At 60.1% G+C, this 24,543-nt stretch carries 17 protein-coding genes and 1 pseudogene; 8 read left to right on the top strand and 10 right to left on the bottom strand.

Going from position 1 to position 24,543, the window contains the following annotated elements; all coding sequences use genetic code 11:
* The first annotated feature begins 183 nt into the window (after window positions 1-183).
* Both IEX75_RS15080 and IEX75_RS15075 read left to right on the top strand, forming a co-directional pair.
* On the top strand, window positions 184-2,280 hold the full coding sequence (locus tag IEX75_RS15080; RefSeq protein WP_188795103.1) for a phosphocholine-specific phospholipase C: 2,097 nt from the start codon (window positions 184-186) through the stop codon (window positions 2,278-2,280).
* Window positions 2,281-2,519: 239 nt separating this feature from the next.
* The gene (locus IEX75_RS15075) at window positions 2,520-4,259 is read left to right on the top strand and encodes a phospholipase C (RefSeq protein ID WP_188795102.1); all 1,740 of its coding nucleotides are present in this window, start codon (window positions 2,520-2,522) and stop codon (window positions 4,257-4,259) included.
* A 97-nt stretch (window positions 4,260-4,356) separates the two neighbouring features.
* On the opposite strand, the gene IEX75_RS15070 is transcribed toward IEX75_RS15075, so the two are convergent.
* Complete coding sequence (locus IEX75_RS15070) at window positions 4,357-4,536, bottom strand: hypothetical protein (protein ID WP_188795773.1); 180 nt, start codon at window positions 4,534-4,536, stop codon at window positions 4,357-4,359.
* Here IEX75_RS15070 and IEX75_RS15065 point away from each other — a divergent pair.
* The 6 genes from IEX75_RS15065 to IEX75_RS15035 all read left to right on the top strand — a co-directional run bounded on the left by IEX75_RS15065 (window position 4,535) and on the right by IEX75_RS15035 (window position 15,489).
* Window positions 4,535-5,920: a cytochrome-c peroxidase gene (locus IEX75_RS15065; protein WP_229720848.1), complete on the top strand. Its 1,386-nt coding sequence runs from the start codon at window positions 4,535-4,537 to the stop codon at window positions 5,918-5,920. The two genes, IEX75_RS15070 and IEX75_RS15065, sit on opposite strands and share 2 nt — an antisense overlap.
* Before the next feature lie 917 nt (window positions 5,921-6,837).
* Window positions 6,838-9,759, top strand: coding sequence for a TonB-dependent receptor (locus IEX75_RS15055; RefSeq protein WP_229720847.1), 2,922 nt, complete (start codon window positions 6,838-6,840; stop codon window positions 9,757-9,759).
* A 103-nt stretch (window positions 9,760-9,862) separates the two neighbouring features.
* Entirely contained in the window at window positions 9,863-11,746 is a 1,884-nt protein-coding gene (locus IEX75_RS15050; protein WP_188795098.1) for a beta-galactosidase, read from the top strand.
* A 104-nt stretch (window positions 11,747-11,850) separates the two neighbouring features.
* Window positions 11,851-13,164, top strand: coding sequence for an APC family permease (locus tag IEX75_RS15045; protein WP_229720901.1), 1,314 nt, complete (start codon window positions 11,851-11,853; stop codon window positions 13,162-13,164).
* Window positions 13,161-14,090 (top strand): carbohydrate kinase family protein, encoded by a 930-nt coding sequence (locus tag IEX75_RS15040; RefSeq protein ID WP_188795097.1) that lies wholly within the window; start codon window positions 13,161-13,163, stop codon window positions 14,088-14,090. Before IEX75_RS15045 ends, IEX75_RS15040 begins: the two co-directional genes overlap by 4 nt.
* Window positions 14,080-15,489, top strand: a complete 1,410-nt coding sequence (locus tag IEX75_RS15035) for a family 4 glycosyl hydrolase (protein WP_423373208.1) — start codon at window positions 14,080-14,082, stop codon at window positions 15,487-15,489. Before IEX75_RS15040 ends, IEX75_RS15035 begins: the two co-directional genes overlap by 11 nt.
* 36 nt (window positions 15,490-15,525) lie before the next feature.
* Here the strand turns inward: IEX75_RS15035 and IEX75_RS15030 are convergent, their stop codons facing one another.
* The 9 genes and pseudogenes from IEX75_RS15030 to IEX75_RS14990 form a co-directional block, all read right to left on the bottom strand.
* On the bottom strand, window positions 15,526-16,368 hold the full coding sequence (locus IEX75_RS15030) for a Wzz/FepE/Etk N-terminal domain-containing protein (RefSeq protein ID WP_188795095.1): 843 nt from the start codon (window positions 16,366-16,368) through the stop codon (window positions 15,526-15,528).
* An 11-nt stretch (window positions 16,369-16,379) separates the two neighbouring features.
* Window positions 16,380-17,513 carry an oligosaccharide repeat unit polymerase gene (locus IEX75_RS15025; protein ID WP_188795094.1) on the bottom strand — a complete coding sequence of 378 codons (1,134 nt, stop codon included), beginning with the start codon at window positions 17,511-17,513 and terminating at the stop codon, window positions 16,380-16,382.
* A complete protein-coding gene (locus IEX75_RS15020) occupies window positions 17,510-18,442 on the bottom strand; it encodes a glycosyltransferase family 2 protein (RefSeq protein ID WP_188795093.1) in 933 nt (310 codons plus the stop codon). Before IEX75_RS15020 ends, IEX75_RS15025 begins: the two co-directional genes overlap by 4 nt.
* Complete coding sequence (locus tag IEX75_RS15015; protein ID WP_188795092.1) at window positions 18,439-19,689, bottom strand: O-antigen translocase; 1,251 nt, start codon at window positions 19,687-19,689, stop codon at window positions 18,439-18,441. Before IEX75_RS15015 ends, IEX75_RS15020 begins: the two co-directional genes overlap by 4 nt.
* Window positions 19,686-20,798: a DegT/DnrJ/EryC1/StrS family aminotransferase gene (locus IEX75_RS15010; protein ID WP_188795091.1), complete on the bottom strand. Its 1,113-nt coding sequence runs from the start codon at window positions 20,796-20,798 to the stop codon at window positions 19,686-19,688. Before IEX75_RS15010 ends, IEX75_RS15015 begins: the two co-directional genes overlap by 4 nt.
* Before the next feature lie 223 nt (window positions 20,799-21,021).
* Window positions 21,022-21,957, bottom strand: coding sequence for a GNAT family N-acetyltransferase (locus IEX75_RS15005; protein WP_188795090.1), 936 nt, complete (start codon window positions 21,955-21,957; stop codon window positions 21,022-21,024).
* Window positions 21,944-22,897, bottom strand: coding sequence for a glycoside hydrolase family protein (locus IEX75_RS15000; protein ID WP_188795725.1), 954 nt, complete (start codon window positions 22,895-22,897; stop codon window positions 21,944-21,946). Before IEX75_RS15000 ends, IEX75_RS15005 begins: the two co-directional genes overlap by 14 nt.
* Window positions 22,898-22,902: 5 nt before the next feature.
* The gene (locus IEX75_RS14995) at window positions 22,903-23,568 is read right to left on the bottom strand and encodes an acetyltransferase (protein WP_188795089.1); all 666 of its coding nucleotides are present in this window, start codon (window positions 23,566-23,568) and stop codon (window positions 22,903-22,905) included.
* A 206-nt stretch (window positions 23,569-23,774) separates the two neighbouring features.
* Window positions 23,775-24,170: pseudogene (locus IEX75_RS14990) on the bottom strand (sugar 3,4-ketoisomerase); the annotation flags it as partial.
* Window positions 24,171-24,543: the final 373 nt, after the last annotated feature.

The following is a 24,543-nucleotide window of genomic DNA, read 5'->3' as shown; positions in this document are numbered from 1 at the left end:
TCCATGGCAACTACGACGCATCCATCAAGAAGAGCGCGAACAACCCACATTGCACATAGCACGTGCAACGCACGTGAAAAAAACAACATCGCCATCGCGCACAACCTATCCAATCCACGTCACAAAATCGGCATACAGAACACCTATCGTTGATCGAACAACCCAACCAGGCGTGAGGCTCCCATGGTCGAGATGAATCGCCGTAAGTTTCTTGCGTTGTCGATCAAAGCCGCCGCACTTGGCGCCACCGGATATGCACTGGGCGGAACCATCAGGCCAGCGCGCGCTGCTTCCACCGAAAGTACGGGCACCATCACCGACATCAAGCACGTGGTGATTCTCATGCAGGAGAATCGCAGCTTCGATCATTATTTCGGAACGCTGCAAGGTGTGCGTGGTTTTGCCGACAAAGCCGGCATTACGCTATCCGGCGGCTATTCGGTGTTCGATCAACCCAATGGTTTGTCACGCCAATACCCGTGGGCGTTTGACACCACCTCGTCCGCTGCCGGGCAAACCGGCGAAGTGATCACGCAGTGCGATGGCAGTCTCGACCATACGTGGTCGACTCAGCATTCCGCGTGGAACAACGGCAAGATGGATGCGTGGGTGTCAGCCAAGGGTACGGTGCGCACGCTTGGTCATCTCACGCGGCAAGATATTCCCTTTCACTACGCGCTCGCCGATGCGTACACCGTCTGCGATCACTATTTCTGCTCCACTCTCAGCGCTACCGGACCGAATCGCACGTATCTATGGAGCGGCATGATCGATCCGTCGGGAAACAACGGTGGCCCGGCCTATGATGGCGGTTCGGAATCCGGTCTCACCTGGGAGACCTATGCCGAGGAACTGCAGTCCGCAGGCGTGAGTTGGAAGGTATATCAGAACGCCTCGGACAATTTCGGCGACAACGGCCTGGCCTTTTTCAGCCAGTTCGCGAACGCACCGACTTCCAGCCCGCTGTATCAGCAAGGCATGGCGTCAGTGCCGAGCACCACCGGTTCAACACCCAACGATATTGCCTTGGCGATTCAGAACGACGTGCTCAACGGCACGCTGCCGCAGGTGAGCTGGATCGTTGCCAGCCAGGATTACTCGGAACATCCCGACGCGCCGCCGGACAACGGCGCGCATTTCATCAACCTGGTGCTGCAGGCCTTGGCGGCGAACGCAGATACGCTCAACGCCACCGTGCTTATCCTCAACTACGACGAGAACGATGGATTCTTCGATCACGTGCCGCCGCCGGTTCCGCCGAGCGGCACCGCCGCCGAGTTCATTACCGTCAATGGCCAGGCGCAGCCGATCGGCATGGGTTTTCGCGTACCGATGATGATCTGCTCGCCGTGGACTCGCGGTGGTGTCGTCGATTCGCAGATCTACGATCACACCTCGGTGATCCGGTTCCTGGAAACATGGACGAGCGCGTTGGGCACGCCGGCCATCTGCTCATCGATCAGTGCATGGCGGCGCCAGGTCAGCGGCGACCTGACCGGTGCATTCGATTTCGCCAATCCGATTGCGGGCCTGCCAGCCAATCTGCCCGCCACCAGCACCATCATCAATCGCGCCGGCACGTGTGATCCGCTGCCCAATCCCACCGCTAGCAATGCGCCCAACAGTTTGCCGGTGCAAGAGTCTGGCACGCGCACCGCACGCGCCCTTCCCTACCAGCCGGATGCCAATATCTCTTCGATCCAGTACGGCGCGAATGGGAAGATCCTGATCTGGATCGAGATGCTCAACGTCGGTGCCGTCGCCACGCGTGCGGTGCCGCTGGCGGCTTACGCCAATGCTTACCGCAGCGGCGGCCCGTGGCAATACACGGTTGCGCCTTACGCCAATGGCAGCAATGGATCGGTCAGCGATTACTTCAACGTCGGCACGGGTTATGGCAGCGGCGAATATGACTTGACCGTGATCGGCCCCAATCGCTTCCTGCGCCGTTTTGCCGGCAATCTCAACGATGCGGGCAAGCCGTGCAGCGTTACCTCGTCGTATGCCATCGATCCCGTATCGGGACAACTGGCGATCTACTTTGCGCTGACCAACGGTGACAGCGGATCGGTCACCTTCACCATCACCGCCAACAACTACACGACGGATGGGCCTTGGACTTACAACGTCGCCGCCGGTGCCACGGTCGACACTTATTTCGCCGCCGTCGCAAAAACCAACGGCTGGTACGACTTCACCATCACGGTCAGCGGCGATGCAAGCTGGATTCGCCGTTACACCGGACATCTGGAGACGGGAAACCCTTCGGTGACCGGCTGACGTAGGTTGGGGTGCAAACCCCAACATCGCCATACATATGGACTTCGATGTTGGGGTTTGCACCCCAACCTACGCTCAGCGGCATGGTGGGCCGGCAATTGTCCCGGAACCTTCATATCCAAGTAGTTCAATAGCCGCGATGCCAGGGCCGCGGCCTTCGGCATGGCTGCAAGGGGGAATCCGTTGAACTTGGTCTGATATCAGCCCTGTGTCGTTGTACCTATATCAGGAGTTTTCACATGTTCAGTCTTCGCACGTTACGAAAGGCATGGCTGCCTGCGTCGATCGCTACCATGAGCATCGCGTTTGCCGCCTATGCCCAAGTTGACTCGTCGTCGAGCCAGCAGGCTTACTCGCAGCACTTCCCCTCCTGGCCTGGATCCTGGCGCTCGCCGCAGGATCAACTTCCCACTGCGACACCGATCAAGCACCTGGTGGTGATCTTCGGTGAAAACCGCTCGTTCGATCACTACTTCGGCACCTATCCGGTGGCCACCAACCCGCCCGGCGAACCCGAGTTCAAGGCCAAGCCCTGGACACCGCAAGTCGACGGACTTACGCCTGAGCTGCTGACGCAGAACCCCAACAAGCTCAACCCGGGCAATGGCGTCAATGCGGTCAACCCGTTCCGCCTCGACCGTACCCAGGCCAATACCGAAGGCCAGAACCACAGCTACACGCCGGAACAGCTGGCCTATGACAACGGCAAGGCCGATCTCTTCCCCGAGTACACGGGCAACAACACCGTCAGCAGCACCGGCGCTTTCGGCACGCATGGTCTGGTGATGGGTTATTTCGACGGCAACACCGTCACGGCGATGTGGAATTACGCGCAGCACTTTGCCATGGACGACAACGCGTATACCGATACTTATGGTCCGTCGACGCCGGGCGCCATCGAAGTGGTGTCGGGCACCAACAACGGCGCCAAGGTGGTGCTGGGTTCGGCCTCGACCGTTCCCGATGGCCAGGGCGGCCTGACCCTGATCGGCGATACCGATCCGGCCTATGACATGTGCTCGTCGACGTCCAGCACGGTCGTGATGACCTCGAAGAACATCGGCGACCTGCTTAATGCCCACCACATCACCTGGGGTGGCTTCATGGGCGGTTTCGATCTGGCGGCGACCAACGCCAACGGCACGACCGGTTGCGCCCGCAGCACCTATTCGAGCGTGCTCGGCGGTGCCAAGACGGACTATGTGCCGCATCACAACTGGTTCCAGTATTACGCCACCACCTCGAACCCGACGCATGCGCGGCCAACCTCCGTGGACGAGATCGGCTATACCGACGACAAGGACAGCGGCGCCACGCCGGTGCACCACGAGTACGACGTGCAGGATTTCTTCAAGTCCGTCTCCTCGGGCAACTTCCCGTCGGTCAGCTATATCAAGGCTCCCGCCGTGGGCGATGCGCACCCGGGCAATTCCGATCCGCTCGACGAGCAGGCCTTCGTCGTGAAGGTGCTGAACTTCCTGCAGAAACAGCCCGACTGGAAGAACACCGCCGTCATCATTACCTATGACGATTCGGATGGCTGGTACGACCACCGCTACGCCTCACCGACCACCTCGTCCTTCGACAGCACCACGCCTCAAGGCTCGGTGGTTGGTGCGGATCAGCTCAACGGCCCCGGCATCTGCAATGGACCGGATGCCAAGCAAGGCGTGGGCGTGAACGGTGGCAAAGTCAACGGCCGCTGCGGTCCGGGCACGCGTATTCCGTTCCTGGTCATCTCGCCGTATGCGCGTGAGAACTATGTCGGTGATGTACGCCTCACGCAGGCTTCGGTGGTGCGCTTCATCGAAGACAACTGGCTGCATGGCGAGCGTATCGGCGAAGGCTCGAACGATGCCAGCACCGGCAGCATCATGAGTCTGTTCGACTTCAACCGTCGCATCGATCACGAGCATGCGCGCAAGCTGTTCCTGGATCCGGATCAGGGTACGCCGGTTCATAAGCCCTGGCGTTCTTGATGGTGGGATAGGCACGCCTCCCTAGGAAAAACTCCCTCCCCTGCGGAAAGCAGGGGAGGATTGGGGCAATGCCGCGAGCTTAGGGCTCTTCCGGACGTCATTCCGGCGAAGGCCGGAATCCATGCTTCGCATTGGCGACGGATTGACCAGCTTCGCTGTTGTAAAGCGCCTCGGCCTTCGCCGGAATGACGACTCGCTCTGAAAAGAAAGGATTCTCGCTATGCTTGATGTCTGCAAGGCATTGCATGCCATCGTCTGAAGCGCCGCAGAAATCCATGTCATCGAACAAGCCCACACAGCAGAAACGCTTCCGTCTATTCAAGCCCGCCCTATGCGCCATCTGCGCATTGAGCTGCGCCGCCAGCTACGCCTTCATCGAACAGTCTTCGCCATCGGACAACAGTGGCCTCAACCCGCATCCGGTGCATCTGCTGCTTCCACCAACCGCGCCGCTAAGCGCCGTCGCGCAGCTCGGCAAATCGCTGTTCTTCGACCCGATGCTATCGGGCTCCGGCAAGCAATCCTGCGCTTCCTGCCATGACCCCAAGCACGGTTACAACCCGCCGAACGCGTTGACCGTGCAACCCGGCGGCGCGCATATGAAAGAAGCCGGCTTTCGTCCACCGCCGTCGCTGGCGTACCTGTATCGGCAAATGCCTTTCAGCATCGGGCCGGATGCCGCTGATACCGACATACCCGTCGACCTCAATAACGTGGCAGCTTCCAATCGCAACGATCCGCGCGCGAGTAAATCGGCTGGAACCACACCGGCCACTGTTCCGATGGTGCCGCAGGGTGGATTGTTCTGGGATGGCCGTGCCGATTCGCTGCAACGTCAAGCCATCATTCCCATGCTCAATCCGGTGGAAATGGCCAATACCAGTATTGATGCCGTCGCTCTCAAACTGGCCAACAGCCGCTATCGCCAGTCCTTCGCGCAACTGTTCGGCCCCGGCATTGTTCACGACCCGCAGCAACTCGTTGACGAAGCGATGTTCGCCATCGGCCGCTTTGAAATTGAAGACAGTTCCTTCCACCCCTTCACCAGCAAGTACGACGCATGGCTGCAAGGGCAGGCCCGCCTGACAGCGCAGGAAATGCGCGGCTTGGCGCTATTCAACGACCCGAAGAAAGGCAATTGCGCCGCCTGCCATATCAGCCAACCCACCCGCGACGGCCTGCCGCCGCTGTTTACCGATACGCAATACGAAGCGCTCGGCGTACCGCGCAATCCAGAGCTGGCACTCAACAAAGATCCACGCTTTTTCGATCTTGGCGTGTGCGGTCCGTTCCGCAAGGATCTCGCTAATCAAACGCAATATTGCGGCATGTTCCTCACCCCTACCCTGCGCAACGTCGACCGGCGCGCGGTGTTCTTTCACAACGGCGTCTATCACAACCTGACACAGGTGCTGGACTTCTACAATTTGCGCAGCGTGGCGCCGGAGAAGATTTATCCGCGCGATGCGAGTGGAAAACTGGCGCTGTACAACGACATCCCCGCTGCGTACCAGAAGAACGTGGATGTCACCGATGCGCCCTTCGACCTGCACGTCGGCGATGCGCCAGCTCTGACTACTAAAGATATTCAAGACATCATCGCATTCCTGCATACGTTGGATGATGGCTATAGCTCATCTGTGCGTAAGAAAGACCCATAAGCTTGGGGACAAGTCCTGATATATCCCCACGCTCTTCGATCTTCGAAGTGTCGCTTGCCGCGAAAAGCTAGTCTTGCCTCGACGTCATTCCGGCGAAGGCCGGAATGACGGTTCGCTCTGAAACAACATTAATCAATTAAGCGCAACGACACTTGCGAAGCAAGCCTGTCATCAACAACCCATTTCATCGCCAAACCAGTCACTCGAGACAACTCTCGACGGCGCGGTGATTAGAAACTTATCGCACAGACCAATATTGCACTGCGACACAAACACGTCGAGAACGATTTCACCAAAAACCCGCGTTTTTCCGACAAAAAACTTGTTGACTTAGCGCATGACCAAAGGGTAAAACCTTATTGCCTATGTGGATGATAGGTTGGTGTAGTAGATGGACTGACGTTTTCTTCTAGGGGGAAAAAAGAGGACACGTCACCATGAGGCCTAACCCTCCATTGTTTTGGACCACTGTCGCTCACAGGGCTTGGTAGGAACGGTATTTACATGAACCGCTGTTCCAACACTGAAAGTACATCGAGCTGCGCCTGGGCAGTGGTCGCCCGTGCCTGTGCCGCCAAGGGACAGTGCAAATCCATTTCCGTACGCGATCAAGCCAAGAAAAGCGCGCTTCGCGCCCGTGGCAAATGCATTGCCGGCTATTCGCCGCCGCCATTTGCCGCCTGAAAATCCTTTTATCGACCTGACGACTCGCCTGCCGGTCTGCTGATCGATCTTTCGATCGCATTCGGTTCGTGCGCCAACGGCTTGCACCGCAGGCCGTGGTCGCTGCGTCGTACACACCTATACAGGCCGAACGCTGCGGGGGGAGAGCCCGTCGGACGGTCACATCCTTAAGTCGGAGAGCCCGAATGAAAACGGCTGGTTTAAAGCGTAAAAATTTGGCGATCGCCGTCTCGATGATTGCTGTATTCGCAGCGACACCGAGCTTGGCGACCGAAGTACACGGTCATTTGCAGCAGGACAATTCAGGGCAAGCTGTCGCCAATGCACGAGTGTCGTTGGATGGCACCAGCTACACCGCCCTGGCAGATAAGGACGGCAATTTCGTTTTCGCCAACGTACCGGCAGGCAGCTATACCGTCTCCGTGACGCAATCAGGTTTCGCCACGGCACATACCCCGCTCACCGTAGGTGACAGCAGTCCGGCCACATTGAACATCAGCCTGAAAAAGGTCGCCGAGCTCAAAGGCCTTATCGTGGCAGCCAATCGCTACGATGCCTCCACCATGCAGATGGACGCCCCCAACTCGGTCAACGTGTTGTCGGCGGCGAGTTTGCAACACACTGCCGTGCATAACGTCGCCGAAGCGCTCGGCCTGATTCCCGGCGTCAATGTCACCAACACCGGTTCGGGTTATTTTTCCGGCGTCGATGGCGCGGCGCGTGGCGAAGGTGTCTACGCCACGGTGCGCGGCCTGCCGGCCGACTATGACGTCAATCTGATCAATGGTGTCGACGTCGCGCAAGGCATGCCATACAGCCGCAGCGTGCAGTTGAGTTTGCTGCCGCCCTCCGGCTTGCAGACCATTGTGATGAATAAAACATCGACGGCCGATATGGACGGCGATGCGATTGGCGGCACGGTGGATTTCCGCACACCGACTGCATACGACTTCGCCAAGGACATGAGCGGCAGTGTCTCGGTCAGTGGCCGCTCGGAAAGCCGTGCGCGCGATTACGGCGACAGCGGCCTCGGCGGTGGCGCGGCGGCCGATTTCCAGACCAAATTCGGCAGCGAAAAACAGTTCGGCGTTTATGCCAGCGCGTATTACGACTACCGCACCTACGTGAACAGTGAAGAGGCGGCTGCTACCAGCGCCTATAACGACGGGTCGTGGCAATTCGCGCATACCACGGCCACCGGTAAAAGTGCACCGGGCTATGACCCGGCCAGCAATCTGACCAGCACCGGTATGGACGTCGGCGTGGTGCCGGGTTATGAGCGCCGCTATGGCGGCAATTTCTCGTTCGACTGGAAAGTGGACGAAACGCTCAGCACCTATTTGCGCATGTCCTATGCCTACGCACAGACCACGGAAAACACGTCCTTCACTCAGCTGATTCCGCAGAACGTGACATACCAGGAAGTCGGCACCAGCGGTGTCTATACGCCGAACATTGGCCGTATCGCCGCCCGCTACTGGTTCGAGACCAATCCGGAAATCGCCGATTTGGCCACGTTCCAGTGGGGCGCTGACAAGACCATGGGTGGTTGGACGATCTCGCCAAATGTGTTCTACAGCTTCGGTGACAACGATCGCCCGAACCACGTGGAAATCGACGGCCGCGAAGACAAGTACTCGCAGACCAACTTTCCCTACAGTGGCAGCACGCTGATGAGTTACGGTGCAGGCAGCTTCCCGTATCCACAGCTGACGCCGGCGCTGCTGGCCCAGGTCAACGACATCCCCTCGCTGTACGCCAACGACCACGGCGAGCTCACCGAGATTTATTCTGGCCAGCGCAAGGGCGGTGCCAAGATCGACGCTCGCTACGATTTTACCGACGGCAGTCTGTCGTCAATCCAGATCGGCGCCAAGTTCACCGACAGCGTACGCAATTTCAGCGATCGCGACTGGTCCACCGCGGGTATCAATGATGGTGTGACAACCCTGGGTGATCTGGGCATTTTCAATGGCAACTGGAACGCCATTTTCCCCGGCCAGTACAACTGGAAATCACCCAAGGTCAGCCAGTCCGGCGTCGCCAACCTGATCCAGCAATATCTGGTGGATAGCGATCTGGATACGTGCGGCGACAGCCTCTACGTCAACAACTACAACTGCGACACCTTGCGCGGCAGAGAGGAAGTCAGCGCCATCTATGCCAAAGCCACCTTCAACATCGGCAACCTGGAGATCATTCCCGGCTTGCGCTTCGAACACACCGGTATCGAAAACACCTATTGGGTGGTACCGCAGGACAGTTCAGGCAACGAAATACCCGGCTATTTCCAGAGCAACCACTCGGTCTTCAACGAACCGCTGCCCAGTGTGTTCGTGAATTACCGGCCAACCGACGGCAGCATCTATCGCGTCGCCCTGTGGCAAAGCTATACGCGTCCTTCTCTTTACCAGTTGGGCAGCAGCTCTTCCATCAGCACCTCCGATGGCATCACCACCATCACGCGTGGCAATCCCAACCTGAAGGCGATCGAGGCCACCAACCTCGACTTCTCCGGCCAGTGGAGCAACGACAACGGCGGTTACGCGTCGGTGGCCGGTTTCTACAAACACCTGAGCCACTACATCTACGATGCCGGCGGCGGACAGGCCAACTCCAACACCAACGGCGAAGGCACGGTGTTCTACAAGACTCCCGAAAACGGCGGCAACGGCCGCGTTTACGGCATCGAGCTGGATAGCCATCAGAAGTTCAAATTCCTGCCCGCTCCATTCGACGGTCTCGGCGTCGGTTTCAATGCCACGCGCCAGAACACCAAGGTGAACCTGGGCATACCTGGTTTCCAGAACGAAGAAATGCAGAGCGCGCCGAAGTTCATGGCGAACGCGGAAGTGTTCTATGAGAAGAACGGCTTTTCGCTCAACCTGAGCTATCACTACACCAGCGCGTGGCTGGCGAACTACGACTTCTTGAACCAGGGTGCACCGTGGGACGACTTGTGGATACGCCCGATCAAGCGGTTGGATCTGCATGCGGGCTACGCGTTCAACAACGGCTTGCAGGTGGATTTTTCCATTTCCAACCTGGCCGACAACTACAGTTATTGGGCGCATATCGGGAAACGTAATTTGACGATTTCCGACATTGTCGATACGGGCATGACGTCGTTGCTGACGGTGAAATACAACTTCTGATGCGATCGGCGTCATATCTCATCAGCGACGCAACGCTGCTCCCTCCCCTGCTCGCAGGGGAGGGAACTATCCCTTGCACCCTGATGGATGACGGCCTTTGCAGATGAAACGCCGCGAATTCATTCGTATCGCCCTGCTCTCCACCTTGGCCATGGATCGCCGCATCCTCGCCGCGGACAGCGAAGGCGCGCATGGCATTGCGACGCCGATCCCGGACGGCAAGCCGCATCGCTTCATTTTGCAAGATCACGATTTCATGCTGGACGGCGCGCATTTTCAGATTCGCAGCGGTGAAATGCATCCTGCGCGCATTCCCAAATCACATTGGCAGCACCGTATCCGCATGGCCAAGGCGATGGGCCTCAACACCATTGCGCTGTATGTCATGTGGAATTACCTGGAACGCGAACCTGGGGTTTTCGACTTCAGCTCGGAAAATCGCGACTTTGTCAGCTTCATCAAGCTTTGCCAGCAGGAAGGCATGTGGGTGTATCTGCGTCCCGGCCCGTATATATGCGGCGAATGGGACATGGGCGGCCTGCCGCCTTATCTGCTGCGCGACAAAGACATCAAGCTGCGCGACCGGCATGACCCGGATTACATGGCGGCAGTCCGGCGTTATATCGCAGCCATCGCGCCGAAGATCGCGCCGCTGATGGCCGATGCCGGCGGTCCGATCCTGATGCTGCAAGTGGAAAACGAATATTCCTCGTTCGATGCCGACGTCGGGTATCTGCAGGCCATTCGCGATCTATGGCGAGCACACGGCATCATTGGGCCGTTTTCGATTTCCGACGTCTTGCCCGATCTCAAGCGCCGGCACGCCTATCTACCCGGTGCGGTGCTTGGCCTTGACGGCGCAGAGCCACCGCAACTGCGCGAAGGCGTGCATTTCGCGCCGCATGCACCGGTCTGGGTTGGCGAAGCCTATCCTGGCTGGCTCACGCATTGGGGTGAGCACGAGCTGGCGCACAAAGACTGCGCTGATGCGCTGCGCAAGATCATGGCCGGCGGTTATTCCTTCAACCTGTATGTCGTGCACGGCGGCACCAACTTCGGCCTGACCGCCGGCGCCAATGCAGACGATGATGGCTCCCATTTTCAGCCGGTGATCACCAGCTACGATTACGGCGCGCCGATCGACGAGCGCGGCGATGCGACACCGGCGTATCACGTGTTGCGCACAGTGATCGGCGGCGCAAACGTGGACACGCTTCCATCCGTGCCGCCGCCCTGCCCCAGAGGCTCTTTCGCAGACGTCTTGCCTGCGCCGTTCGCCTCGCTCTGGGATAACTTGCCCACGACACCCGTCCCCACCCACCTGCCCGCCGGCAACGAACAATTGCTGCGGCAGAACCAGGGGCTGGTGGTGTATCGCAAAACCGTCAAACGTGGCCGGCAACTGCATATCGACGGCGTGCGCGATTACGCCGTGGTGCATATCGATCAGGCCGAGCACGGCAGCATTTCGCGCGTGCGCGATCCTCGGCTCCATTCATCGCCCGACCTGCATCTCGCACATCACGGCAATGCTGGTGAGATGACGCTGGATATTCTGGTCGACAGTTTCGGGCACATCAATTTCGGCCCCCAAACCGGCGACCACAAAGGCCTGGTCGGCCACGTACGCCTGGACGGCAAACAGCTATACGACTGGCAGGTGTATGGCGCGCCGCTTGACGATGCCTTTGTCGCCAACCTGAAACCGGTACTCACCCATCCCGACCGCCCCGGCCTGTTCTTCCAGTCGAGCATCCGCCTGCAAAACCAGGGCGACGTTTACGTGGACATGCGCGCCTGGAACAAGGGTTACGTGTGGATCAACGGTCATCTGCTGGGGCGCTATTGGCACGTCGGACCGCAGCAATGCCTTTACTGCCCCAGCGAATGGCTGACCGAAGGCGACAACCACATCCTGATTCTGGATCTGCATCAAACCAACGCGGCGCCCGTACGTTGCGCCGATAATCTGGCGGGGACGGCATGACGAATGTGATCAGGCAAATGACCGATACCCACGGAGCCCATACAAGCCAGCATGGCGACACGGTGATCACGCCGCTCGATACCAGCGCTGCGCCGCCACGTGTGATGGGCTTCTGGGGCGGCCTTTCGGCCAACCTGCTGAACATGATCGGGGTTGGCCCGTTCATCACCATCCCCCTGGCGCTGTCCGCACTGGCTGGACCGATGGTGCTGGTCGGCTGGCTGGCCGGTGCGCTGCTATGCCTGTGCGACGGCATGGTATGGGCCGAGCTTGGTTCCACGATTCCCGAATCCGGCGGCCCTTATCACTACCTGCGCACGGCTTATGGCAGCGAAGGGCTTGGCCGTCTATTCGGTTTTCTCTATCTGTGGCAAACCGTACTTACCGCGCCGTTGTCGATCGGATCCGCCGCGGTCGGCTTCTCGCAATACCTGGCTTTCTTGATTCCCAGCCTGGGCCATCAAGGGCAAATACTCGCGGCCGTCGTGTTGTGCCTGGTCAATACGGCGCTGCTGTACCGCCGAGTCGATTCGGTGCAGCGCCTTTCGCTGATCGTCAGCGTGGTGGTGATCGGTGCGTGCGTGTGGATCGTGCTGAGCGGTCTGCTGCATTTCGATACACACCTGGCTGCGCGCTTCCTGCACGCGGGTGGCGATTCCAAACACGGCTTCTGGCTCGGCCTGGGTGCAGTCAGCCTGATCGCCGTGTACGACTACGGCGGCTACAACAACGTGTGCATGCTGGGTGGTGAGATCAAGCAACCGCGACGCAACATCCCACTTGCCGTACTCGCTTCGATTCCCATCGTAGCCCTGCTCTATATGGGGCTGAATCTTTCGGTGCTCGGCGTGCTGCCCTGGGAACAAGCCGCGCAATCGAAAGCGGTGGTCGCCGATTTCATGCAGTCGATCTACGGCCGAACCGGCAGCATCACCGCCGTGTTGTTGATTCTGTTGGCGAGCTGGGGCTCGGCGCTGGTGGTGTTGCTGGGCTATTCACGCGTACCGTATGCCGCTGCGGCATCCGGCCAGTTTTTTCGTGTTTTTGCGCGGCTTCATCCACGCGGCCAATTTCCTGCCGTGTCGCTGTTGTTCACCGGCGCCGCCTCGGCGCTGGCTTGCACCTTGTCGCTGGACAATCTGATCGCGGCGCTGATGGTGATCCAGATTATGTTCCAGTACATGGCGCAATGCCTGGCCATCGTGTTGTTGCGTCGGCATGGCCGGCCCAACGCGGACACGTTCCGCATGCCGCTGTATCCCCTGCCGGTGCTGATCAGCGTGATCGGTTGGCTTTACATCGTCTGCACCAGTCCTTGGCGGCACATCCTGGCCGGCATCGCAACGATGGTCGGCGGCACGTTGATTTACGCGATCGATGCATGGAGAAAGAAGGCATGGCCTTTTCAGAGCCCATGAAACGTTGGGATGTCGTGGTCGTGGGCGAGATTTATGCGGATCACGTTTTCAGTGGATTTCAGCGCTGGCCTGCGGCGGGCGAAGAAGTACACGCCGAGCACTATGTGCGCGAACTCGGCGGCGGTGCGGTCAACACTGCCTGCGCCTTGGCCCGCTTGCAACACCGCGTGCGCTTGATCGGGCTTATTGGCGAAGCCGATCGCAGCTGGTTCGAAACGCGTATGCAAGGCTTTGGCTTGTCGGCCGATGGGCTGCGCAGCGATCCGCTGGGCACCGGCGTCACCATGAGCGTTTCCACCGCGGAAGACCGCTCTTTCTACACGTATCTGGGCGCCAACCGCCGCCTGGCGGAACTCCTGGACGATGAGACCATCCGTGCCGAACTGATCGCTGCACGCCACGTGCATTTCGCCATGCCGCTTGCAGCGGATATGGCCAAGCGCCTGTTCCCGCTCTTACGCAAGGCCGGCTGCACCACCTCGCTGGACGTCGGCTTCAGCCCGGATTGGCTGACTGATCCGGTCAATCAATGGACCTGCCGTGCCGTCGATTATTTTTTCCCCAATCAAACCGAAGCCCAGTGGCTGAGCGGCGGCGAGAGCGCGGAGGCATTCCGCAACTGGGCTTCTTTCATGGACATCCGCCACGGCGTGATCAAGCTGGGCGCAGCGGGCGCCGCAGCCGTCGTCAACGGCGAGTTGCTGCACGTGCCGCCACCGCGCGTCGATGCGGTGGACATGACCGGTGCCGGCGACGCGTTCGATGCCGGCTATATCGACGGTGTATTGAACGGCGAATCGACCCAGGACTGCCTGCGGCGCGCTTGCATTTGCGGCGCCCTGTGCACGACGCGGATCGGTGCGCTGGAAGGACTACCCGATTCTTTTTCGTTGCGGAGTATCTATGAGCAAACCTATGGAACGTAAGATCGCCCTGATTGGCGGCGGCGGAGTGCGCGCACCGCTGGTGATCTTCGGTGTCGATGAAGCGACAGAAGCCTTGGGCGCCGCGGAGATGGTGCTGTACGACCCCGATCAGGAACGGTTGGCGGTGATGGTGGAACTGGGCAAGGCGATCGTGGCCAAATCCGGTGGCTCGTTGCGCTTGCGCGCCGCCGCTTCGGCAGAGGATGCGATCGAAGGCGCGCATTTCGTGCTCAACAGCATCCGCGTTGGCGGCATTGCCGGGCGTGCAGCAGACGAACGCACGGCGATCGAGCACGGCTATCCAGGACAGGAAACCACCGGGCCGGCCGGCGCTGCCATGGCGCTGCGTACGGTACCGGCGGCGCTCGAACAGGCGCGCCTGGTCGAACGCTTGAGCCCAGATGCGTGGCTGGTGAATTTCACCAATCCCGCCGGCCTCATCACGCAGGCCGTCACCAACCATGCACGCGTGAAGATGGTCGGCATCTGCGATACGCCCACCGAGCTTTTTCACAATATCGCCAAGGCACTCGGCGAGCCGCTCGGCGACGTGCAATGCGATTACGTCGGCCTCAACCACTTGGGCTGGGTGCGCGGTGTGCGCGTGCGTGGCCGGGATGTGATGGATACCCTGCTCGGCAGCGATGAACGGTTGCGCCAGCTCTATCTCGCACCGTTGTTCGATTTCAACATGATCCGCTCGTTGCGGCTCATCCCCACTGAATACCTGTTCTTCTACTACGAGCGTCGCCGCGCCCTGCACAACCAGCTGCAGCAAGGCGGCAGCCGCGGTGCCGAAATCCAGCAGTTGAATCAAGTGTTGATCGACACGTTGAAGAGCCGCCTCGCGGCCGGTGACGGCGATGGCGCCGTAGCAACTTATGCGGCCTATCTCAACCAGCGCTCCGGCTCCTACATGAAGCTGGAGGCGGAAGGCGGCTCGGCGTTCGATCCCGACGTAAGCCTGCAGGTCGATCCGTTCCGGACGGCCACCGGCTATCACCGCATCGCCATCGACGTGATGAGTGCATTGACTGGCGCCAAGCCGGCCACCATCGTGGTCAACACGCGCAATCGCGGCGCCCTGCCCGATCTGGCGGATGACGACATTGTAGAAACGGCCGCACGCATCAGCCTCGATTCGATCGTACCCGAGCCGATTGCGCCGTTGCCCGACGAAGTGCGCGGGCTCGTGCATGCAGTAAAAGCTTATGAACGCGCCGCCATTGACGCAGCCATGAGCAATGTCCGGCTTACCGCACGCAAGGCTTTGCTGATCCATCCAGCCATCGGCGAATGGACCCCCGGCGAAGCACTGTTGCGCAATATGTTCGGTACGGTCGATGAGGATGGTGAGTGCTTATGCCACGGCCCGATGCATGGGCATTTGCATGCGTGAGGCTTTTGTCGCTTAGGTCGGGGTGCGAACCCCAACCTACACACGCTCAACAATGTGCTGCACGTGCGAAGCCACCACCGCCCTGCGCCGCAACGCATTCCTCCCTACCGCCGCGACGACACCCAGGAACAAACCCGCCACAACACCCATTCCCCACGTCAGAAACGGATTGGGAAACGCCGGATGCTCCGGCACATATACCGGCCACATCAGCGATGTTTCATAGGTGTAAGTGGCACTGAGGCGGCCCAGCAGATCGCTGCGTGTCTGCTGCAAATCGATCAGTTCCTCGTTCTTGCTGGCCAACAACAAGCCGGCGAAGGTGTCTTTGTTTTGCGTGACGGCTTGCTGCAGGCGGTCCCGCTCGGCCATCACGTTCTGTACATCGCGCTGGACCTCATCCAGGCGTTGACGTGCGAGAGTCAGCTGGGTCGTCTCGAGGCCCCGATGGATCGTCTGCAATTGGGCAACGGTTGCCTCGGCAAATTGCTTCGCTTGCTGGGCCGAGTGTCCGCGCACGGTCAGCTTCACCAGCGGACCGGCGTACGGCAGCGGCTCGATTTTCAGGCTCTTGCGATAAAGCCCTGCGTCCGGCGTATTCGATGCAATGCCGATGCTTTGCAGTATCTGGTTCTGAAACGGAATCAACTGCAGGCGTTCGAGCACGCGTTGCAATGGCTCCACTTTGGGATCCTGTCCCGCCGGCGCCGTGTCGACCTGGCCGATCTGGATCCAGGCATTGGCTTGCCATTGCGGCCTGGTGACGGACAGGAAGGTAAAGGTGGCCAGCAGCATGGCGACAAACACGGCCACGAACCACAGCCATTCGCGGCGTAGCAGCCGCCACATATCGATCAGGTAGATGTCGTCTCGTTGCATAGCTGTTGGACTCATGCGTGGGAATGCAAGGTATGTGCTCTGTTCGGCAGCCATGCCGCCAGCAGTTCCAGCACCAGGCACACGAGGATGAAACCGGCGTTGCTCCAGGTGTACGCCTGCGGGGCGAACGGCGACATGACGCAGCAGTAGGAAATGCGCAGGAAAATCAGCAAGGGGAATAGCGCCGCGGCTGGCTGTAAGCGGCGCACGCTCCACGCCAGCAAGGCATAGAGACCGGCCATCGACAGCACCGCTCCCGTCGCTCCCCAAGCCATCAGGAACGGAAAGAACTCGGTGCCTACGTTGATGTTCGGTGCATCGAGCGGAATATCCGTGCCGGCAGTGGCGATGGAACCGGCGCCTGGCACCAGCTGGTTGATCAGGAATGTCGCATTGACATAGTGCTTGGCGAGAATCGCGCCAAAATTGTAGGGGCCGGCGCTGATATACAGCAGCAGCCACTTGATGCCCGACGGTGCGGCGCGATATGCATCGCTGAAAGGCAGGGCCACGGTATCCAGCGTGCCCGAACGCAAAATCCCGAGTACCGAGAACACGCCGGCGCCGAGTACACCGATAAACATCACCGCTTTCCACGGCAGCGGCTTGGCCTCGTTCCGGCGCAGCACCACCACGAAGGCCAGCGAGAATAGCGATGCGAACAACCGGTTGCGGTCGATCACCAGCACCGGAAACGCCACGCCGATAAAAACCAGCAGATTGCGCAGCCCTTTGTTACGCGCACACAGCACGCCGATCGGCGGCAAGGTCCAGCACATGTCGGATATATGCCGGATATGCTCATGACCGCCTTCCATCGTGGCATAGGAGGAAGGGTCAACCAGCAGCGGAATCGGGAACAGTCCCAGGTCCAGCAGGCAGAACACGATGATGCCGGCGGCGAATGCCAAGGCCACGAACGATTCGCGTGTGCCGGCATAGCGGCGCGAACGGAAAACATGCATGGCTGGCAAGCGCGGACCGGCAAACACATCGAACAGCAGGATGCCCAGCGCCGCCATCACCAGCAACAGCATGCCCTGCAGGTAATCGCCCGGCAGATCGTAACTAAGCAGCGTGCATGCGCAAGCCAGCAGAATCGGCAAAACCAGATAGATCGATGGCAGTCGCAGCAGCCGGCTCATGTCTTCTCCACCAGCCGGCCGGCCGGCGGCAGGCGGACTTTCGAAGCGATCAACCACGACAGGTAGGCCAGCAGATGGCAAGCCAGCAAAATGGAACGCTTCTGCAGAAAGGCGATCTTGGCGCTGATGTAGTGCGACTGCGCCTTGAGCAAGCTGCGATAAGGTTCGTCGAACAGATCCGCACGGCGGCGCGCGACATGCCAGGATTCGGTAAGGTTCACGATGCGCGTCGCGGTATGCCGCGTCTTGCTGACGTTGTTGCCATGCAGGCGATAGGCGCAGACCGGCATGTCGATAAAACCCAGCGCATCGCGCGCAGCCAGGCGCAGAAAGAAATCCCAATCATCGATGCGCAGGCCTTCCGTCCAGCGATCGACCGTTTCCAGCGCGCTTTTCCTGAGCAAGGCGACCGGGCCGCCGATGGCCCACTGGCTGATCACCGCGCGCCGGATACCCTCGTCGCTGCTGTACAGGCGTTTATCAGCGCCATGCAGGTCGCGCATGCCGCTGTCATGCAGCTTGTTGCCGTATTGATCCACGACGATGGAATCGCCAACCACCGCCCGCTTGCGCGGATGCTGCTGCAAATAATTCACCTGCGCCGCCAATCCGCCCGGCAGCAGGTAATCGTCGCTGGCGCCCAGGCGCAGGAATTCGCCATGCGCGCGTGCTGCCAGCTCGTTCAAGGTGGCGGCGATGCCGCGGTTTTCATCGTGGCGCACGTATTCCACGCGCAACTGCCTTGCGTACCGGGCCGCCCATTCGGCGATGCGTTCGCCGGTGCGATCGGTAGAGCCATCGTCGATGATGACGATTTCCTTGGCCGGATACGGATCTTCCAGCACGCTATCCAGGCAGCGCTCCACGAAGCGTTCGTGGTTGTAGGCCGGAATCAGCACCGACACCAGCGGTTTGACCGCCGCCTTCATAATGCCCCCAGGTAACGTCGCGCCACGACGATGTTGAACACGAGGTAGAACAGGTAATTGACCGCAAAGGCATACATCGCCCCGATCAGGCCGAACGATGCGGTGAACACGTAAACAAGCGCCAGGTAGCTCAACGCAAACACGCATTCGGAAATGACGAACAGCCGCGTCATGGCCTTGGCCAGCATCAGATAGGACAGCATGAAGGAGGCGATCTTGATCACGTCGCCGATCAGTTGCGGGCCGTACAAGGCATTGGCCGCGGAGAAGTCCGCACTGAACAACAGCCGCGTCACCCAGCCGCGCAACGCGTACACCAGCAGTGCCAGCACGACCACTGCCGGCAAAAGGTGGCGGTAGGCATTGCGCAATTCGGCCGCCAGCGAGGTGCGCTCATGCGTGGAAGCAAGTTTGGGCAAGTAATAGATATTGATGGCGGTGGTCAGAAACAGCAGATAGGCGTCCGACACCTTGCTGACCGCTTGCCAGTAACCCACTTCGCTCCAGCCGAACTGCAGCGCCAGATGGTTGCGTACCGCGATATTGATCAGCGGCGGCAGCAAGGCCGAGGTGAGCGTCATCACCGAGAAAGCCGCCAGTTTCAGGCTCATCTCGCGATCGAAATGCATGCGCAGCATGCTGCGCTGGAAGTACGGACTGCGCCGCCATGCCGGCAAGCCGACGACCAGCAACAGCAGTTGCCCCACCACCAGTGCCAGCAGCACGCCATACAAATGCAGCCAGTGCGACAGGCCCACCGCCATCGCCACACTAAGCGCCGAGCCCAGCACCTGAATCATGGCGAGCCGGCGCACATCCATGAAACCATTGATCACGGCCAGGATGTAATTGGCGAGCGCAATGCCGAGCTGTGCAACCGCCAGTATGCGAATCAGGCTTTCATAGCGGACATCGCCCAGCAGCCACAACGACAACTGCCTGCTCAGCAACAACGCCGCGCAACCCATCAAGCAGGAAGCAATCAGTGCGTACCACAAGGCTGCCGCCAACAGGCGCGAAAGCTTTTGCGCGTCGTAGCGATACTCCGCCACGTATTTCACGATGCCTGCACCGATGCCGCCACCGGCCAGCACCGCCAGCAAGGACATCAAGCTCATGAACTGCCCCAGCCGGCCTACCCCTTCCGGCCCGGCCAGCCAGGCCACCAGCTTGATCACCACCAGCCCGGTCAGCAACCGCGCCGCGGTGGCGATGGAGGAATAGAAGCCTGCGCGCACGATATTCATGCGGGGCACTCGAACGATTGGCAGGCGGCGATGACGCGATCCGCATCCTCATCACGCAGAGTCGGCCCGATCGGCAGGCTCAGCACTTCCCGGTGCAGTTGCTCCGTGCACGGCAGTTGCAAGCCGTGCAAACCGGGATAAGCCACTTGCCTGTGCGGCGGTATCGGGTAATGCACCTGGCTGTGGACGCCATGCGCCTGCAAGTGCCGTTGCAATGCATCGCGCTGCGCACAGCGCACCACGAACAGATGCCAGACGTGCTGCTCTTCGCTCTGCACGATGGGCAGCTGGATGTCTGGATGATGGATGCCTTCGCGGTATCGCCGTGCGATGTGGCGGCGATGCGCGCTGTCATCGTCCAGGTACTTCAACTTCACGCGCAGCAGAGCGGCCTGCAACTCATCGAGACGCGAATTGATGCCCTGGTAGAGATGGCGATACTTCACGTCGGAGCCGTAATTGCGCAGCGCTGCCACGCGGTCTGCCAGCACGGTGTCGTTGGTGACGACGGCACCGCCATCACCCAGCGCACCGAGGTTCTTGGCCGGAAAAAAGCTGAAACCCGCCGCATGCCCGAACGCCCCTGCCCTGCGGCCATCGCTCGATGCGCCGTGCGCTTGTGCTGCATCTTCAATCAGCAGCAAATGATGGCGTTCGGCCAGCTCGGCCAGCGAGCGCATATCCGCCAGCTGGCCATACAAATGCACAGCCATGATCGCGCGCGTACGCGGGCCGATCGCAGCAGCCACGCATGCCGAATCGATATTGAAACTCGCCGGATCGGGTTCTACAGGCACCGGCACCAGGCGGTTTTCGGTGATGGCGAGAAAGCTGGCGATAAACGTGTTGCCGGGGACGATCACTTCATCACCGTCGTGCAGTGCACCCAGTTCCTTGTACGCACGCAGGATCAGCGATAGCGCATCCAGGCCGTTGCCTACGCCAATGGCATGGCGCACGCCGCAATAGCCGGCGAAGTCCTGCTCGAAGGTGGCCAGTTCCTGACCGAGGATGTACCAGCCGGAATCGATCACGCGCGCAGCGGCGGCTTTCAGTTCGTCGGCGTGGCGGGCGTTGATGGCCTGGAGGTTGAGGAAGGGGATGTCCACTAGATCACCCCGTGAGGTGCCATAAGCATCAATCTAGCCTCGCCGTCATTCCGGCGAAGGCCGGAATCCAGTGCAAACACGTCGTGCGAAGCACTCAACATAAAAAGTGTCGTGTCCTTCGGACGCATATTTAAACTGGATTCCGGCCTTCGCCGGAATGACGGTGAGGCGCAGTGGAGCTCTCCTGAAAATGGAAAGCATGGCGTTTCATGCAAGCCGCCCATCACAACACCCACTCATAAAAATCATGCACCACGGCGCGCGCGCCGAAATACTCCTTCTGCGTAATCAATCCGCCGTTGAGCACCTGCCCTTCCCGCTCCGTCGAAACCCCGAACGAGAAGTAGTGCCGGTCCGCATAAGTGCGTTCGATCAGCTCGGCAAGCAGCAGATTGAGCGCATTGCACTCCCGCCCTGCTTCCGAGGCCGCCAGATATTGCGTATGCACCACGCGCCCGAAGTCATACACCAGCGTCCCGGCCAGCAGCGCATCGCCATCGCGCGCTTCATGCAGCACGATCTGTTGCGGGAAGCGCCCCTGCAGCAAGCGCAGTTCTGCAAGGCTGTGGGTCGGCGCCACATCGTGCCGGCTGTGCAGCACGTCGGTCACCAAAGCATGGAAACCGGCGAGATCGGCGCCCACCTGCAAACGAACCGTCGACTTGCGCGCCTTGTTGACCGCACGCCTGCGTCCGTCCGTAAACGCGAACGGCTCGCGCAGCGCAATCACCGAGGAAACGTCACGACGCTTCAGGCGCGCCCCCAGCCGATGCAAGGCATACAGATCCTCGTCGGCCGGATACGCATGAAAAACGTGCGGCACGGCTTTGTAGACGATGCGCTTCATGCCAAGTGCGCGATAGTGCTCGCCGATCCGCTCGAACACCTCCAGCGTCCATTCGGCACGCATGGCGCGTGTCGTGATCAGTCCGGCATAGGTGAGGCCGCCATGGCTGGTCACCACACCGTCCTTGAGGCTGGCAGGAAAAACCGCGACAGCCTCACCGTTGCGCTCCACCATCAGCGAACGGTCGATGAAACGATCGGCGTGGTAATCCATGTAGTCGCGCCGGTGCAACAAATTGCCGTTACGTGACTGCTCGACCACGCTGTCCCACAGCGCAGCGTCGGCGGGATCATAGGTTTTAAGCGTGAACATGCGCTTCACCCTCCGCATGCACCGCAACCGCCTCGGCCACACCGAAGCCGTCCACGCCCATATCGTTGCCGTTGTAGAACATCAGCCAGGTGTCGTGCTGGCGAATCAGGGCGGGATAGCAGAGTGTGCGCGAATCCCATCCATCCGCCGACAAGCCCAGGCCAAGCGCTTCGTCGTGCCGTTCCCAATGCAGGCCATCGTCGCTCAACGCCAGACCGGGGAAGTATTCGCCCGTGACGTTGCCGCGCGTGAAGTACATCGCATACCGGTTGTCGATGCGATAAACGCGCGGCCGGCCAATGCGGTACTCAGTGCCGCGCGGCAACAGGCAGACACGGTCTGCGCGAGGTATCGCCTGCAGGGAGGCGGTCTCGGCATAACGAATGTGGTAGCGCGGATAGGGCTGGCCGCCGATCGTTTGCCAGTCGTCGCCCACGGCGTACCACAGGCGCCAACGGCCGTTCTCCCACATCGCCGAGTGCACGGCTGCAATCGTGCTGCGGCCCGGCGCTCGATCGAGGATCGGCGTTTCCTGCACGCGCTGAAAACTGTCGCCACCGTCAGTGGAAATCGCCAGACCGGTGAAGGCCAGGAACTTGGCCTTGGCGACGCGCTGAAAACCCACGTAAAACATGTGCAAGCCGCCCGGCGCATCGACCACGTCGCCGAGAATCATGCCGTTGTCGTCAAAGCAGCCGCCGCGCCCGATATCCAGCACGGGTTCGGGGCTGACACGCAGCACCACCATGGGATCGCTCGCCCACACGTCGACGTAGCCGATGCGGCTGACGCCTTGCACATCGCGAAAGCCCGCATAAACGCGAATGGTTTCCTCGTCCAGCTTATGGGGCGTAGGCGTCAGCGCAGAATTCTGCATCCATCCACCCACGCCGTGCCGCGCAGGCTCGAATACCAGTCCACGCTTGGTCCAGGTCAACATGGGCATCAAAGCCTCACGTCGAGGCTGGAACGTCCGGGCAAAGCGCGCGCCGGCGAGCCGACGTAGACTTTGCCCGGCTCCGTATCCTTGACCACCAGTGCGCCAGAACCGATCACGCAATCGGCTGCGACTTTTACGCCGTCGTTGAACGTGGCGTTCACACCCACGAAACTGTGTTCGCCGATTTCGCAATACCCGGAAATCACCGCGTGCGATGCGACGAACACGTTGTCGTGCACTACCGTGCGATGGCCAACGTGATTGCCGCTCCACAGCACGCAGTTGTTGCCGATCCGCACAAAGGGCTGGATCACGTTGTTCTCGAAGATAAAGCTGTTTTCACCCACTTCGGCGTTGCGCCACACGAAAGCACGCGAACTCACATACGTGGCGCAACGGTAGCCTTTGCGCTTGGCGTCCTGATGCAGGCGCGCGCGCAGCCGATTGAGCTGGCTGGCCGGCACTGCCACGAAGACGTCGACTTCTGCAGGCGGATAGGCCGTTTCCAGGGTTTCGAAGGCAACCACCGGACGATCCGCCAGGCTTGGTTGCGTGAGGTAATCGCGTTCGACGCTGAAAGCGACAACGTCGTAATCGCTGTCATGCTGAAAGTATTCGCAGGCGATTTGCGCAAACTCGCCCGCGCCGATGAGAACTAGCGGCTTTGGCATGCGGCCACATCCCCTAGCCCGCGTTTCTCACACTCCTCCGTAGCGAGGGCGACGGGCCGCCGGTCTGAGGTGCGATGCGGACTGAGGGCGAGTGAAGGCGTACTCGACTGTACGTCGAGCTCGACCGAGGGAGCAGCGCGCCTCAGACCGAGTGGCTCGGCGTCCGCAGTAGGAGGAGTGTGAGAAACGCGGGCTGGCAACATGGGGTTGTTTACCTCGCGAAGGAATTCGTCGTAATTGGTGATGTAGTCGGCGGGGTCGTACAGCTGGTCGGCCAGCACCATCAAGACGCAGTCATCGCTGAAGTCGTACATCTCGCGCCACACCATGCTTCCCAGCAACAAGCCTTGCGAAGGATCATCCAGCACTACTTCTACCGGCCCGCTGCCGTCATCGAGCAGAAACGTCACCGACCCACGCACCGTTACCGCCAGCTGATTGAGATGACGATGCGCGTGCTGGCCGCGGTGCACCCGGTTTTTAGTAGCAAACAGGTAATACACGCGCCGGATCTCGAACGGCACGTTGCGATCTTTCTCCAAGGCGACGAGCATGCCGCGCTCGTCACCATGCTGCTGCAACTGGACTCGTTGGATTTGCATGTCGTGAACCGGCTGCGGATGGGTGATCTACGCAGTTGAGTGCCGGCTGTCTCGAGAAAGGTTGCCTCAACGCAAAGGAATGGTTCGCATCACCGTGCTTGATAACGCGTAGGTTGGGGTGAAAACCCCAACATGGTGGTGCTGGCTGACATGGCAATGTTGGGGTTTGCACCCCAACCTACACAGCCGCTGCGCACCACGCACAGACAACCTCACCTCAGCCATCTCTACTCCCACAGGGGTAATAGCAGGTCATCGCGGGAGATACAGAAAAAAAGAAGACCGCAACCTTTCCCGTTTTATTCCGCACTCACCCGCAAAACCTCCTTCAGTCACGTGCAAGCCGCTGAAGCAGTTAGTCATTTCAGGCCAC

Origin of the sequence: Dyella nitratireducens, from assembly GCF_014642835.1 — a bacterium.
GTDB lineage: Bacteria > Pseudomonadota > Gammaproteobacteria > Xanthomonadales > Rhodanobacteraceae > Dyella_B > Dyella_B nitratireducens.
The sequence above is the reverse complement of the archived record's forward strand: the minus strand, read 5'-3'. Positions and strand labels throughout refer to the sequence as shown.

Coding starts and splice junctions, on each gene's coding strand:
- IEX75_RS15025 (WP_188795094.1), bottom strand. CDS start 17,513: ATGAGCCGGCTGCTGCGACTGCCATCGATCTATCTGGTTTTGCCGATT.
- IEX75_RS15015 (WP_188795092.1), bottom strand. CDS start 19,689: ATGAATATCGTGCGCGCAGGCTTCTATTCCTCCATCGCCACCGCGGCG.
- IEX75_RS15035 (WP_423373208.1), top strand. CDS start 14,080: ATGGAACGTAAGATCGCCCTGATTGGCGGCGGCGGAGTGCGCGCACCG.
- IEX75_RS15005 (WP_188795090.1), bottom strand. CDS start 21,957: ATGTTCACGCTTAAAACCTATGATCCCGCCGACGCTGCGCTGTGGGAC.
- IEX75_RS15075 (WP_188795102.1), top strand. CDS start 2,520: ATGTTCAGTCTTCGCACGTTACGAAAGGCATGGCTGCCTGCGTCGATC.
- IEX75_RS15055 (WP_229720847.1), top strand. CDS start 6,838: ATGATTGCTGTATTCGCAGCGACACCGAGCTTGGCGACCGAAGTACAC.
- IEX75_RS15020 (WP_188795093.1), bottom strand. CDS start 18,442: ATGAAGGCGGCGGTCAAACCGCTGGTGTCGGTGCTGATTCCGGCCTAC.
- IEX75_RS15040 (WP_188795097.1), top strand. CDS start 13,161: ATGAAACGTTGGGATGTCGTGGTCGTGGGCGAGATTTATGCGGATCAC.
- IEX75_RS15000 (WP_188795725.1), bottom strand. CDS start 22,897: ATGTTGACCTGGACCAAGCGTGGACTGGTATTCGAGCCTGCGCGGCAC.
- IEX75_RS15070 (WP_188795773.1), bottom strand. CDS start 4,536: ATGGATTTCTGCGGCGCTTCAGACGATGGCATGCAATGCCTTGCAGAC.
- IEX75_RS14995 (WP_188795089.1), bottom strand. CDS start 23,568: ATGCCAAAGCCGCTAGTTCTCATCGGCGCGGGCGAGTTTGCGCAAATC.
- IEX75_RS15065 (WP_229720848.1), top strand. CDS start 4,535: ATGTCATCGAACAAGCCCACACAGCAGAAACGCTTCCGTCTATTCAAG.
- IEX75_RS15080 (WP_188795103.1), top strand. CDS start 184: ATGGTCGAGATGAATCGCCGTAAGTTTCTTGCGTTGTCGATCAAAGCC.
- IEX75_RS15045 (WP_229720901.1), top strand. CDS start 11,851: ATGGGCTTCTGGGGCGGCCTTTCGGCCAACCTGCTGAACATGATCGGG.
- IEX75_RS15030 (WP_188795095.1), bottom strand. CDS start 16,368: ATGCAACGAGACGACATCTACCTGATCGATATGTGGCGGCTGCTACGC.
- IEX75_RS15050 (WP_188795098.1), top strand. CDS start 9,863: ATGAAACGCCGCGAATTCATTCGTATCGCCCTGCTCTCCACCTTGGCC.